The organism is Alsobacter sp. R-9, from assembly GCF_054612375.1.
Genome location: NZ_JBTSWJ010000004.1, coordinates 221,256 through 233,605 on the forward strand (window position 1 = coordinate 221,256; position 12,350 = coordinate 233,605).

A 12,350-nucleotide genomic window follows, 5' to 3' on the forward strand; every position below is an offset into this window, starting at 1 on the left:
ACGGGAAGCGTTGCGCGCTTGCCCGCCGTCGACCGCCGCTCAGTCCTTGCGGACGTCGTCGTCGTCGAGGATACGGGCCGCGGCGCCGTCGAGGTCGTCGTACTGGCCGCTCTTCAGCGACCACAGGAACGCGCCCAGCGCCAGGAGCCCGAGGCCCAGCGCGATCGGCAGCAGGTAGGCGATGACGTTCATGCCGGCAGCGTGCGCGCCGGCCGGGGCGGAATCAAGCCGGATGCCGTCCCGGTGGCGTCCTCCGCGCGGACCCTCTCCGGAGCGCGGGCCCGCAGCGCATTGAGGGTGACGATCACCGACGAGCCCGACATGGCGGCCGCGGCGATGAGAGGCGTGACGTGCCCCGCGATCGCGAGCGGGACCGCGACGAGGTTGTAGAGTACCGCGATCCAGAGGTTCTGCCGCATCACGGAGACGGCCCGCCGGGCGATGGCCGCGGCGTCGGCCACCGGGGCCAGCCGCTCGCCGAGGAAGAGGGCGTCGGCGCTCGCCTGGGCAAGGTGGGCCGCGGTCACCGGCGAGATCGACGCGTGGGCGGCGGCGAGCGCGGGCGCGTCGTTGAGGCCGTCGCCGACCATCAGGACGCGGCGGCCCTCGGCCGCCATCGCCTCCAGCGCAGCGATCTTGTCGCCGGGCTTCAGCCCGCCGCGCCACTCCGTGACGCCGAGCGCGGCGGCGGCCTGCTCGACAGGGCGCTCGCGGTCACCGGAGAGGATGGCGATGCGGTAGCCGGCGCGGCGCAGGCCTGCAACGACGTCGACCGCGTCGGGTCGCAGCGCCTGCCGCAGCAGGAAGACGGCGCGGCGGTCGCCGGCCGACAGGGCGATGACCGTGGCGTCGGGCTCGTCCGACAGGGCGGCGGCCGCCTCGGCCCCGGCCCCGCAATAGGCCGGGCTGCCGAGACGCACTTCGACGCCGTCCAGCACGGCGCGGACGCCCTGCCCCGCCTCCTCGACGGCATCGGCAAGGGGCGCGACGCCCCGCGCCTCCTGCGCCAGCGCCGCGGCGAGCGGGTGCCTGCTCGACAGGGCGAGCCTCGCGCCGAGGGCCACGAGATCCGCCGGGATGGACGCCCGGTTGACGATGCGCGGCTCGGGCGTGGTGAGCGTCCCCGTCTTGTCGAAGACCACCGTGTCGCACTGGGCCATGCGCTCGATGGCATCGCCCGCCTGCAGCAGCACGCCGGCCTTGAACAGGCTGCCGGACGCGACGACCTGCGTCGCCGGCACGGCGAGCGCCAGAGCGCAGGGACAGGTGATGATCAGCACGGCGATGGCGGTGACGAGGCTGTCATGCACGCCGGCGCCGAGCACCATCCAGCCGACGGCGGTGAGCAGCGCGGTGAGGTGGACGATGGGCGAGTAGATGCGGGCGGCGCGGTCGGCGAGGCGCAGGTAGCGCGAGCGGGCGCTCGACGCCGTCTCGACGAGCCGGTTGATCTCCTGCAGCAGCGTTCCTTCCGCCGCGGCGGTGACGCGCACGGTGACGGCTCCGCTGACGTTGACGGTGCCGGCATAGACCATGGCGCCCGGCCCGATGGCCTCGCGCGCGGTTTCCCCGGTGACGAGGCTGGCGTCGACCTCCGACCGTCCCTCGACCACGAGGCCGTCGACGGCGAAGCGGTCGCCGGGGCGCACAAGAACCCGGTCGCCCGGCTTCACCGCCTTGACCGGCAGTTCACGCGAGGCGCCGTCCTCGCCGAGGACGAGCGCACTGTCGGCCCGGAGCGCCAGCAGGTTGCCGGCGACCGCGCGCGTCTTGCGGCGCATCACCTGGTCGAGAACGCGGCCGAGCAGCAGGAAGAAGAGCAGCATCACCGCGCTGTCGAAATAGGCGTGGTGGGCGCTGTGGGCGGTCTCGTAGATCGACATGCCGAGCGCGAGGCAGACGCCGAGCGAGATCGGCACGTCCATCGTCATGGAGCGGTTGCGGATGGCGCGGGACGCGTTGCGGAAGAACGGCAGTCCGGCGTAGGCGGCGGCCGGCAGCGCGATCAGCGCCGACACCCAGTGGAAGAGGTCGCGCGTCTCGTCGTTGATGTCGGTGACGTTGCCCGACCAGACGGACACCGACAGCAGCATGATGTTCATCGCCGCGAAGCCGGCGACGCCGAGGCAGCGGATGAGGAAGCGCATCTCGGCCGCCTCGGCCTCTTCCTCCCGCGACGCCTCGAAGGGATGGGCCTTGTATCCCAGGTCGGCGAGGCGGCGCACGACGGCGCCAGGATCGAAGCCCGGGTCGGTCCAGTCCACCGCGAGGCGACGGTTGGTGTAGTTCAGACGGGCGCGGCCGATCCCCGGCAGCGGCGCCAGCCCGCGCTCGATGTCGCCGATGCAGGCGGCGCATGTGATGCCCTCGACGGCGAGGTCGAGGTGACGGGACCCGTCCTCGCGCGTCTCTACGAGGGCGCTGTAGTCGATGCCTTGGGCGGGGGCTTGGGGCATGACGGATCTCCCGTGGTGCGCCCCGGTCAGGGCAGCAGCAGCCTCGAGGTGGACTCGAACACCGTCTCGCCGCCGCGCTGCAGCTCGACGATGACGTCCCACTGGCCCGACTGGACATCGTCGAGCGTCGCGCCGTAGCGGCCGGTCCCCGTCGCGGCAAGGTCGGCCTCGTGGTCGAGCCGCTTGTCCGACGGGCGCTCGAGACGCAGGCGGCCGGCGAGCCCGTCGACCGGGCGCCCCGCCTTGTCCGCCGCGGTGAGCGCGAAGGCCGCGCGGCCGTTGCCGTCGCGCGTCAGCCGGCCCTCGACAGACCAGCCGAGGGCATCCTGCTTCTGCGCCGCCGCGATGCGCGTGTTGTAGGCGAGGCCCATCTTGTAGGGCGTCTCGGTCTGCACGCCGCTGAAGGTGGCGACGGCGACGCGCATCATGTAGCCGTTGACGGCGAAGACGACGCCGAAGAAGGCGACGAAGAGCAGGAAGACGTGCCGGCCGGTCAGGCGGAACCCGTCCTGCGACTCAGGCGCAGTGCTGTCGTGGCTCATGGGGCGCTCCCCGGTCCCTTGAAGTAGTCGTCGGCGTAGGCGACCGCGCCGCTCACCACGTCGGTGAGGCGGAAGCGGACGGCACGGGACTCGGCGTCCGCGCCCTGCCCGCGCAGCGACACGAGGACACGCAGTTCGCGCGTCTGGTCGGGCCCCACCTCGACGAGCGTCGAGAGCTGGGCGGTCGAGTCGATGCCGGGCACCTCGAGCTGCGCGTCGGGCAGGCCGAGCACCTCGAGCCGGAAGGGCCGCGACTCCAGCGTCTTGTTGCTGAGGCGCACGGTCCAGCCGTTGCGGATGCCGCCCTCGGCGAGGCGCACGAAGATCGGGTTGCGGTCGTGCAGCGCGCTGATCGCGAGGGTGGTGCGGCCGGCGAGCGTCCACGTCATCAGGCCGCCGATGACGGCGATCAGCGCGGCGTACAGCAAGGTGCGCGCGCGGATGATGCGCACGACCGGCTCCTCGCGCGCGATGCGGCGCTGCACGTTCACATCGGTGTCGTAGCCGATGAGGCCGGTCGGCCGGCCGATCTTCACCATCACGTTGTCGCAGGCGTCGATGCACAGGCCGCACTGGATGCAGCCCATCTGCAGGCCGTCGCGGATGTCGACGCCGGTCGGGCAGACGTGCACGCACTGCCGGCAGTCGACGCAGTCGCCGGCGGGTTCCTCGCGGCTGCGCGCCAGTTCCGCCTTCTTTGCCGACATGCGGGGCTCGCCGCGGTCGTAGCGGTAGGTGACGTTGAGCGCGTGCTCGTCCGTCAGGGCCGCCTGGATGCGCGGCCACGGGCACATGTAGAGGCACACCTGCTCGCGCATGAAGCCGGCGAGCGCGTAGGTGGTGAAGGTGAGGATGGCGATCCAGGCATAGGCGACGGCGGGTCCGTTGAACCGGACGAGCTCGCTCACCAGCGTGGGGGCGTCGGAGAAGTAGAGGACCCAGGCGCCGCCGGTCCACCACGCGATCATCAACCAGATCGAGTGCTTGAGGATCTTCTCGGAGACACGCTCCAGATCCCACTTGCCGCTGTCCTTCTTGCGGATCTGCTCGCGCCGGTCACCCTCGATGGCGCGCTCGACGGCGTAGAAGAGGTCGGTCCAGACGGTCTGCGGGCACAGGTAGCCGCACCAGACACGGCCCGCGACGGCGTTCATGAGGAACAGCACGAGGGCCGCGAGCACGAGCAGGCCCGTGACGTAGTAGAGCTCCTGCGGCCAGATCTCGATGAAGAAGAAGTAGAAGCGCCGGTTGGCGAGGTCGATGAGGACCGCCTGGTCGGGGGCGTTCGGTCCGCGGTCCCAGCGCAGGAACGGCAGGAAGTAGTAGATGCCGAGCGTAACGACCAGGATCAGCCACTTGACGGTGCGGTAGCGGCCCTTGACCGCGGCCGGGAAGATGTCCTTCCGGGCCTCGTAGAGGGGGACGTCGTCGATCGACGCCGCGGCCGCAGCGGCCGCCCGGTCGGGCTGGCCTTCGACGCTGGACATGGCAGAACCTCGAAGGGAGGGGGATGAACGGGATCCGGCGCCCTTCGCTCGCCGGATCCCGGACTTTCGGGATTACTTGCCGCCGCCGAGCGAGTGGACGTACACGGCGAGGGCCTTGATGGTGCTGTCGTCGAGGCGGCCCGCCCACTGCGGCATCACGCCGCCGCGGCCGTTGGTGACCGTCTGCTCGATGGTCGCCTGGTCGCCGCCGTAGAGCCACAGGCCGCTGGTGAGGTTGGGCGCGCCGACGTCCGGGTTGCCCTTGCCGGCGTCGCCGTGGCAGGCGGCGCAGTTGTCGGCGAAGAGCTGCTTGCCCTTGGCCACGTCACCGGCCGTCGGCTTGCCGCCCGACAGCGTCACGACGTAGGCCGCGACGTTGGTGATCTCGTCCTTCTTGAGGATGCCGTCCTTGCCGAAGGCCGGCATCGGACCCTGGCGGGACTCGGGGTTCTCGTTGCGGATGCCGTACCGGATCGTCTGGTAGATCTGGTCCAGCGAGCCGCCCCACATCCACTGGTCGTCGACCAGGTTCGGATAGCCCTTCGAACCGCCGCCGCCGGAGCCGTGGCACGGCGCGCAGTTGTTGCCGAACGCCGCCTTGCCGGCCGCGTTGGCCACCGGCTGGAGCTGCGCGCTCTTGGCGATGTCGGCGAGCGGAGCCGTCGCCAGCGCCGCCACCTTGTCACCGCGGACCCGGTTCAGCGCGGCGAGGTCCTCCTCCACGGCATTGCGGGTGGCATAGCCGAAGAGGCCCTTGGTGTAGCTCGTCGCCAGCGGGATCGCCGGGTACACGATGATGTAGCCGATGCCCCAGACGATGGTGGCGTAGAAGAGCCACAGCCACCAGCGCGGCAGCGGCGTGTTGAGTTCACGAATGCCATCCCATTCGTGACCGGTGGTCGATGTGCCGGTCAGGCTGTCGACCTTGAGGTTGTCGGACGCCATCGGATCAGTCCTTCTCGAGCGGGACACGGGCGGCTTCGTCGAACTTGCCGCGGTTGCCCGGATTGAGTGCGTAGATCAGGACCAGGACGAAGAGAGCCACGAAGCCCACCGTGCCCCAGGTCTGGGCGAAACTCGCCAGCGATTCATAGGTCATCGGGGGGCTCCTCAGCGGATGTTGGCCTTGCGGTCGTAGGTCTTGAAGTCGACCAGTGTGCCGAGCATCTGCAGGTAGGCGATGAGGGCATCCATCTCGGTGACCGCGCCGGGATTGCCGTCGAAGTCACGCGCCGTCGCCTTCGGATACCGCTTGGCGAGGTCCGCCGCGCCGGGATCGTCGGTCGTCGCCTGGACGGCGACGTCGCCGGCCGCCTTCGCGATCATCTCGTCCGTGTAGGGCACGCCCAGCATCTGCTGGATGCGCATGTCCTCGGCGATGTGCGCGGCGTTCAGCTCCGTCGTGGCCAGGAAGGGATAGCCCGGCATGATCGAGGCCGGGACGACCGCCCGCGGGTTCACCAGGTGGGCCCGCTGCCACTCGTCCGAGTACTTGCCGCCCACGCGGGCGAGGTCCGGACCGGTGCGCTTGGAACCCCACTGGAAGGGGTGGTCGTACATGCTCTCGGCGGCCAGCGAGTAGTGGCCGTAGCGCTCGACCTCGTCACGCAGCGGCCGGATCATCTGCGAGTGGCAGTTGTAGCAGCCCTCGCGGACGTAGATGTTGCGGCCGGCGAGTTCGAGGGGGGTGTAGGGGCGCATCCCCTCCACCTTCTCGATGGTGCTCTTCAGGTAGAAGAGCGGGGCGATCTCCACGAGGCCGCCGATGGCGACCACGATGAGGATGCCGACGATCAGGATGATCGAGTTCTTCTCGAAGACCTGGTGCTTGGCCCAGACGGACATGGTGTCGCCCCCTTACTCGGCCGGGACCATCTGGGGACGCGCCTCGGGCTCGACCGCAAGGTCGGTCGAGGCGATCGTCTTCCAGACGTTGTAGGCCATGATGAGTGCGCCGAGGACGAACAGGCCGCCGCCGATGGCGCGAATGACGTAGAACGGATGCATCGCTTCCGTCGTCTCGATGAACGAGTACTCGAGGTAGCCGAGGCTCGTGTACGCCCGCCACATCAGGCCCTGGAGGATGCCCGACACCCACATCGCCGAGATGTAGACGACGATGCCGAGGGTCGAGAGCCAGAAGTGCCAGTTGACGAGCTTCAGCGAGTAGAGCCGCTTGCGGTTCCACAGCCACGGCACGAGGCAGTAGATCGCGCCGAAGGAGATGTAGCCGACCCAGCCCAGCGCGCCGGAGTGCACGTGGCCGATGGTCCAGTCCGTGTAGTGCGACAGGCTGTTCACCGCCTTGATCGACATGAGCGGACCCTCGAAGGTCGACATGCCGTAGAAGGCCAGCGAGACGACCATCATGCGCAGCACGGGGTCGGTGCGCAGCTTGTCCCAGGCGCCCTGCAGCGTCATGAGGCCGTTGATCATGCCGCCCCAGGAGGGCATCCACAGCACGACCGAGAACACCATGCCCAGGGTCTGCGCCCAGTCAGGCAGCGCCGTGTAGTGCAGGTGGTGCGGGCCGGCCCAGATGTAGATGAAGATCAGGGCCCAGAAGTGCACGATCGACAGCCGGTAGGAGTAGATCGGGCGGTCGGCGCGCTTCGGCACGAAGTAGTACATGATGGCCAGGAAGCCGGCGGTGAGGAAGAACCCGACCGCGTTGTGGCCGTACCACCACTGGACCATGGCGTCCTGGACGCCGGACCAGACGATGTAGGACTTCGGCGAGAAGATCGAGATCGGGATCGTCGCGTTGTTGCCGAGGTGCAGCATCGCGATCGTCACGATGAAGGCGAGGTAGAACCAGTTCGCCACGTAGATGTGGGGTTCCTTGCGCTTCCAGAGCGTGGCGAGGAACACCAGCAGGTAGACGACCCACACGACCGTGAGGAACAGGTCGGCGTACCACTCGGGCTCGGCGTACTCCTTGCCCTGCGTGATGCCGAGCAGGTAGCCCGTGCCCGCGATGACGATGAAGAAGTTGTAGCCGAGGATGACGAACCACGGCGCGATGGTACCGGCCAGCCGGGCGTGGCAGGTGCGCTGCACGACGTACAGCGACGATGCCAGCAGAACGTTGCCGCCGAAGGCGAAGATCACCGCCGAGGTGTGCAGCGGCCGCAGGCGCCCGAAGTTGATGAACTGGAAGTCGAAGTTCAGCGCCGGATAGGCGAGCTGCAGCGCGGCGATGAGGCCCACCGTGAACCCGGCGATGCCCCAGACGACCGACGCGATGGTCGCGAACTTGATCGGCCCCAGATTGTAGTTCGGCCGGCCGTTGATCTCCTGCGGGATCGGCTCCCCGGAGCGCTTGTTGTACCAGCTGAACACCATGAACACGGCCGCCACGCTCGCTGCCGCGAACAGGTAGGCGTGGAAGGCGTACGCAGGCGTATAGGCCTTCGCCGCGATGATGATGCTGAGGACGGCGAGCGCGGCGAAGGCGATGACCGACCCGCCCTCCCCTATCGTCATCGTCTTTCGGACGGCCGCAGATTGCGCCATGACTTCCCCCTTCGGACCCCAAAGTCCGCCATTCCCGACGACACGGCGTAACAGACGGGTCTGTCGGCCGCGCAGATGGGACGATTACGGAGGCCAGCATTGGCGCGGCCCGAAGCGTCCAGTCCTTGAGGAAAATCAACGGTAGGCGGAAGGACGCATGCCCCGGGCGGTCGCATGCGACGAATTGTCCATGCCCGAGGCGGGAATTGGGCCTCGTCCTGCTGCGCTGCAGCAACGGGGCCCGCCACAGGTCCCGCCGGCACCCTGACCATGCGCTGCCCGCGGCCCTGCCATGACGACGCGAGGCGGTACCCGGGGCGGCGACGGCTTCGATTGTGGAAGATGGCCGTGGCGTCCTAAAGGAGCATCCGGAGGAACGCGGCCGATGGAATCACGGGCGACGCAGGGCTACCTCGGCGGGGCGCTGCTGGCGCTGGCGGCCGGGACGATGTGGAGCTTCGGCGGCCTCACAGTCCGCTTCGCGCCCGACAGCGACGCGTGGCAGTACCTGATCTGGCGCTCGATGGGCCTGCTGCTCGCCATCGAGGGCTGGAGCCTCCTGCAGGGGCGCGGGCTCCTGCTCGCCCGCTTCCTGCGCGGCGACCGCCTCGACGTCATCGCGGCGCTGGCCCTCGTGCTCGCGGCCGTGGCCTTCGTCTTCGCCATGAAGGCGACCACGATCGCCAACGCCATCTTCTTCGCGTCGGTCACGCCGCTGATCAGCATGGTGCTGGCGCGCACCATCCTCGGCGAGCCGCTGACGTGGCACGCCATCGCCGCCATCGGCCTGGGTCTCGCGGGCCTCGCGGTGATGGTGGGCGGCGAGTTCGGCCACGGAACCCTGTCGGGCGATCTCGTCGCCCTCCTCTCCTCGCTCGGTTTCGCCGTCTATTCGATCTGCGTGCGGCTGGCGCCGAAGCGGGATTTCTCGCCCGCGCTGCCGGCCTACGCGGTCCTCTCGATGACGTTGTGCGCCGTCATCACGGTCTTCAACGGCAAGCCGCTGGTGCCGCCGGCCTGGGACGTGGGCATGGCGATGCTGCACGGCGCCGTCTTCATCGGCATCGGGATCCCTCTGTTCAACCGTGCCGCGCCCCGCGTGCCGGCGGTGGGCCTTGTCGTCCTGGCGCAGACCGAGACGATCCTGTCCCCGTTGTGGGCATGGCTGTTCGTCGGGGAGACACCGAAGCTGACGACGCTCGCCGGCGGAGGCCTCATCCTCTCCGGCGTCGTGCTGACCGCGATTGCCGGAGCCCGGCGCGCCGCAACGCGCTGAATCGGTTATCGGTGGCGGCTGCGGGCCGCAGCGGCTCGCCGGAGACGGGAATGGACTGGTCGCCACAACAGGAGGATGCGCTGCGGGCCGTGGCCGCCTGGCTGCGGCGGGGTTCGCCCCAGGTCTTCCGCCTGTTCGGTTACGCCGGCACGGGCAAGACGACCTTGGCGCGGCACTTCGCCGAGGGGCTCGACGGAGACGTCGCCTTCGGCGCCTTCACCGGCAAGGCCGCGCACGTGCTGCGCTCCAAGGGGTGCGAGGGCGCCGCGACGATCCACAGCCTGATCTACCGGCCGGCCGCCGTGGAGAGCGAGGAGCCCTCCTTCGTCCTCAACCGGGAGAGTGCGGCGGCCAAGGCCGACCTCATCGTCATCGACGAGTGCTCGATGGTGGACGAGGAGCTCGGCAAGGACCTTCTCTCCTTCGGCTCACCCGTGCTCGTGCTCGGCGATCCCGCCCAGCTGCCGCCGGTGAAGGGCGGCGGCTACTTCACCGAGGCCGAGCCCGACGTGATGCTGACGGAGGTACACCGGCAGGCCCGCGACAACCCGATCATCCGCATGAGCATGGCCGTGCGCGAGGGCGGCACGCTGGAGCGCGGCGACCACGGCGACAGCCGCGTCATCGGCCGACGGGAGATCGACGCCTCGGCCGTGCTGGCGACGGACCAGGTGCTCGTCGGCACCAACAAGACCCGGCGCCAGTACAACCGCCGGATCCGCGAGCTGATGGGTTTCCGCGACCCGATGCCGGCGGCGGGCGAGAAGCTCGTCTGCCTGCGCAACGACCGGAAGAAGGGGCTTCTCAACGGCGGGTTGTGGACGGTCAAGGAGCTGCGCGACCAGCACAAGGGGCAGGTCCGCATGACCGTCGTGCCGGACGAGGATCCCGGCCGGCGCAAGGGCGTGAACGTGAAGGTGCTGCGCGAGTTCTTCGAGGGCGGCGACGAGGAAATCCCCTGGCTCATCCGCCGCGACACGGACGAGTTCACCTACGGCTACGCGCTGACCGTCCACAAGGCGCAGGGCTCGCAGTGGGACGACGTCGTGCTCTTCGACGAGAGCTGGGCCTTCCGCGAGCACCGGGCGCGCTGGCTCTACACCGGCCTCACGCGCGCGGCGAAGCGCATCACCGTGGTGGTGTGAGGGCAGGTTTCGCCGGACGTAGCGAAGTCCCTCACCCCTGCCCCTCCCCACAAGGGGGAGAGGGCGGAGAGGGCGAGTCTGTCCGCCATGTTTCGTGCCGAAACGTCGAAGAAGGAGCCTGCGCGGGCGACGAGATCGGGCTCCTTGATGCGCCCGGCCGGTCATCCCCCTCCCCCTTGTGGGAGGGGCAACGGGTGGGGGCAGCCGAGGGTAGCAGCCGGCCTCAGACGATGCCGTTGCGCAACTCCGTCTCCCCCCGCCAGAGGCGGTCGAGGTTCTCGAGCAGGATGTCGGCGACGTTCTCCTCGTAGCGCCGTGTCTCGCCCGCCGTGTGCGGGGTGACGATGACGTTGGGCGCGGTCCACCACGGCGACGACGCCGGCAGGGGTTCCTCGCGGAAAACGTCGAGGCCCGCCCCCGCGATGCGGCCGGATGCGAGCGCGTCGAGCAGCGCGGCGTCATCGACGACCTTTCCGCGCGCCACGTTGACCAGCAGGGCACCGGGCCGCATGGCGGCGAGGGCACGCGCGTCGATCAGGTTCTCGGTCTCCGGCGTCAGGGGGCAGGTGAGGACGACGACGTCGGCCTGCGCCAGCGCCTCGAAGAGGCGGGACATCGGCCACACCTCGTCGGCCGCACCAGGGACCGGCGCCGCGTCGCGGCGCAGGCCGATCACGCGCATGTCGAAGGCCTTGGCCAACCGCCCCACCCGCTGGCCGATGCGACCGAAGCCGACGATGGCGAGCGTCTTTCCGCCGAGTTGGTCCTCGCGGCGGCCGAGGTCGCCGATCATCGGGCGCCAGAACGCGCGCGCCTGGTTGTCGCGCGCCTCCGGGAGCTTTCGCGTCAGCGCTAGCATCAGCGACAGCGCGTGCTCGGCGACGGCGCGCTCGTTGACGCCCTGGCCGCTCGCGAGGCGGATGCCGCGCGCGCGGAAGGCGTCCTTGTCGTACTGGTCCGTTCCGGCGCTGAAGGACTGCACGTAGCGCAGCCGTGGCGCCTGCGCGAGCAGCGCATTCGACCACAGACCGGAAACGACGAGGACGTCCACGTCGCCGATGATGCGGGCAAGCCCCGCGGCGTCGGTCGCCGTGACAGTCCGCAGCCCGGTGTCCCGTCCCGCGAACGCAAGGTCCATGCGGTAGGCGACGTGTGCGAAGCCGACGAGAAGCTCGGAGGGAGGCGGCAGCAGGGAAGGCGTCGTCACGGGGCTCTCCACGGGCCGGCGGGCCCGCGGACAGGACTAGAGCATTTCACGGGGACGGAGAAGCGCGGGGGATGGGAGGCGCCGGCAGGGACCGGCGCCGTCCCTTGCTCACCCGAACATCAGTGCGAGGGCGCCCACGGCGGCGATGGTGCCGACGGAGAAGGCCATCACCGGGTCGAAGCGCGCCATCGGGTCGGCGATCTTGCGGACGTTCCGCGCGACCTTTCCCGAGGCCATGCTCCAGCCGTTCATGCACGAGCACATGAGGCGGTGAGCGTCGTCTTCCGAAATGCGGAAGAAGGCCATGCCGTCGCCGAGCCGGTCGCTGGCAAGCCCTTCGGCCCGCAGGACGGGGTCGTCGAAGGCGACCGAGAGGGGCGAATCGGGCGCACGCATCGCCGGCCGGTCGGCCGGGGATTTCAGCTCGATCTCGCCGAGCGACCGGAGCCTGCGCTCCGGGTCCTTCTCCAGCAATTCGGCCCAGCGCAGCAGACGCTCCTTGCGGGACATCGGCTGCTTTTCCGAAACGCGCACGTCTGCGACGTCGCGCAGGTCCTCGACCGTCTTGTATTCCATGGATCCGTCTCCCGGGTTTGCGGAGCATGGCGCAGGCTTCGCGCACGCCGATCCTCCGCGGAGGATCGCCCCCCTCACGGCCGCCGGCCTCGGCAGGCGACCGATCTCCCCGGGAAACGCGCGACGCGGGTTCCCGTTCGTTTTC

At 69.7% G+C, this 12,350-nt stretch carries 12 protein-coding genes; 2 read left to right on the top strand and 10 right to left on the bottom strand.

The window, feature by feature from the left end; translation table 11 throughout:
* Positions 1-39 precede the first annotated feature (39 nt).
* The 8 genes from ccoS to ccoN form a co-directional block, all read right to left on the bottom strand.
* Entirely contained in the window at positions 40-192 is a 153-nt protein-coding gene (gene ccoS, locus ACX9GQ_RS09095; protein ID WP_459629201.1) for a cbb3-type cytochrome oxidase assembly protein CcoS, read from the bottom strand.
* Positions 189-2,456 (bottom strand): heavy metal translocating P-type ATPase, encoded by a 2,268-nt coding sequence (locus ACX9GQ_RS09100; RefSeq protein ID WP_459629202.1) that lies wholly within the window; start codon positions 2,454-2,456, stop codon positions 189-191. Before ACX9GQ_RS09100 ends, ccoS begins: the two co-directional genes overlap by 4 nt.
* Positions 2,457-2,482: 26 nt before the next feature.
* Positions 2,483-2,998, bottom strand: coding sequence for a FixH family protein (locus ACX9GQ_RS09105; RefSeq protein WP_459629203.1), 516 nt, complete (start codon positions 2,996-2,998; stop codon positions 2,483-2,485).
* On the bottom strand, positions 2,995-4,485 hold the full coding sequence (gene ccoG / locus ACX9GQ_RS09110) for a cytochrome c oxidase accessory protein CcoG (protein WP_459629204.1): 1,491 nt from the start codon (positions 4,483-4,485) through the stop codon (positions 2,995-2,997). The genes ACX9GQ_RS09105 and ccoG overlap by 4 nt, the downstream gene beginning before the upstream one ends.
* Before the next feature lie 72 nt (positions 4,486-4,557).
* On the bottom strand, positions 4,558-5,430 hold the full coding sequence (ccoP, locus tag ACX9GQ_RS09115; protein WP_459629205.1) for a cytochrome-c oxidase, cbb3-type subunit III: 873 nt from the start codon (positions 5,428-5,430) through the stop codon (positions 4,558-4,560).
* A 4-nt stretch (positions 5,431-5,434) separates the two neighbouring features.
* Positions 5,435-5,584 (bottom strand): cbb3-type cytochrome c oxidase subunit 3, encoded by a 150-nt coding sequence (locus ACX9GQ_RS09120; RefSeq protein ID WP_459629206.1) that lies wholly within the window; start codon positions 5,582-5,584, stop codon positions 5,435-5,437.
* A gap of 11 nt (positions 5,585-5,595) precedes the next feature.
* The gene (gene ccoO / locus ACX9GQ_RS09125) at positions 5,596-6,330 is read right to left on the bottom strand and encodes a cytochrome-c oxidase, cbb3-type subunit II (RefSeq protein WP_459629207.1); all 735 of its coding nucleotides are present in this window, start codon (positions 6,328-6,330) and stop codon (positions 5,596-5,598) included.
* Positions 6,331-6,342: 12 nt separating this feature from the next.
* A complete protein-coding gene (gene ccoN, locus ACX9GQ_RS09130; RefSeq protein WP_459629208.1) occupies positions 6,343-8,001 on the bottom strand; it encodes a cytochrome-c oxidase, cbb3-type subunit I in 1,659 nt (552 codons plus the stop codon).
* A gap of 385 nt (positions 8,002-8,386) precedes the next feature.
* Between ccoN and ACX9GQ_RS09135 the strand changes: the two genes are divergently transcribed.
* Both ACX9GQ_RS09135 and ACX9GQ_RS09140 read left to right on the top strand, forming a co-directional pair.
* A complete protein-coding gene (locus ACX9GQ_RS09135) occupies positions 8,387-9,277 on the top strand; it encodes a DMT family transporter (RefSeq protein ID WP_459629209.1) in 891 nt (296 codons plus the stop codon).
* 50 nt (positions 9,278-9,327) lie between these two features.
* A complete protein-coding gene (locus tag ACX9GQ_RS09140) occupies positions 9,328-10,422 on the top strand; it encodes an ATP-dependent DNA helicase (protein WP_459629210.1) in 1,095 nt (364 codons plus the stop codon).
* Between the two features lie 223 nt (positions 10,423-10,645).
* Here the strand turns inward: ACX9GQ_RS09140 and ACX9GQ_RS09145 are convergent, their stop codons facing one another.
* Positions 10,646-11,629: a D-2-hydroxyacid dehydrogenase gene (locus ACX9GQ_RS09145; RefSeq protein ID WP_459629211.1), complete on the bottom strand. Its 984-nt coding sequence runs from the start codon at positions 11,627-11,629 to the stop codon at positions 10,646-10,648.
* A 108-nt stretch (positions 11,630-11,737) separates the two neighbouring features.
* Positions 11,738-12,205, bottom strand: a complete 468-nt coding sequence (locus ACX9GQ_RS09150; RefSeq protein WP_459629212.1) for a hypothetical protein — start codon at positions 12,203-12,205, stop codon at positions 11,738-11,740.
* Positions 12,206-12,350: the final 145 nt, after the last annotated feature.

What these genes read in the sequence shown, in the direction of transcription:
- ccoS (WP_459629201.1), bottom strand. Translation starts at nt 192, where the DNA reads ATGAACGTCATCGCCTACCTGCTGCCGATCGCGCTGGGCCTCGGGCTC.
- ACX9GQ_RS09100 (WP_459629202.1), bottom strand. Translation starts at nt 2,456, where the DNA reads ATGCCCCAAGCCCCCGCCCAAGGCATCGACTACAGCGCCCTCGTAGAG.
- ACX9GQ_RS09105 (WP_459629203.1), bottom strand. Translation starts at nt 2,998, where the DNA reads ATGAGCCACGACAGCACTGCGCCTGAGTCGCAGGACGGGTTCCGCCTG.
- ccoG (WP_459629204.1), bottom strand. Translation starts at nt 4,485, where the DNA reads ATGTCCAGCGTCGAAGGCCAGCCCGACCGGGCGGCCGCTGCGGCCGCG.
- ccoP (WP_459629205.1), bottom strand. Translation starts at nt 5,430, where the DNA reads ATGGCGTCCGACAACCTCAAGGTCGACAGCCTGACCGGCACATCGACC.
- ACX9GQ_RS09120 (WP_459629206.1), bottom strand. Translation starts at nt 5,584, where the DNA reads ATGACCTATGAATCGCTGGCGAGTTTCGCCCAGACCTGGGGCACGGTG.
- ccoO (WP_459629207.1), bottom strand. Translation starts at nt 6,330, where the DNA reads ATGTCCGTCTGGGCCAAGCACCAGGTCTTCGAGAAGAACTCGATCATC.
- ccoN (WP_459629208.1), bottom strand. Translation starts at nt 8,001, where the DNA reads ATGGCGCAATCTGCGGCCGTCCGAAAGACGATGACGATAGGGGAGGGC.
- ACX9GQ_RS09135 (WP_459629209.1), top strand. Translation starts at nt 8,387, where the DNA reads ATGGAATCACGGGCGACGCAGGGCTACCTCGGCGGGGCGCTGCTGGCG.
- ACX9GQ_RS09140 (WP_459629210.1), top strand. Translation starts at nt 9,328, where the DNA reads ATGGACTGGTCGCCACAACAGGAGGATGCGCTGCGGGCCGTGGCCGCC.
- ACX9GQ_RS09150 (WP_459629212.1), bottom strand. Translation starts at nt 12,205, where the DNA reads ATGGAATACAAGACGGTCGAGGACCTGCGCGACGTCGCAGACGTGCGC.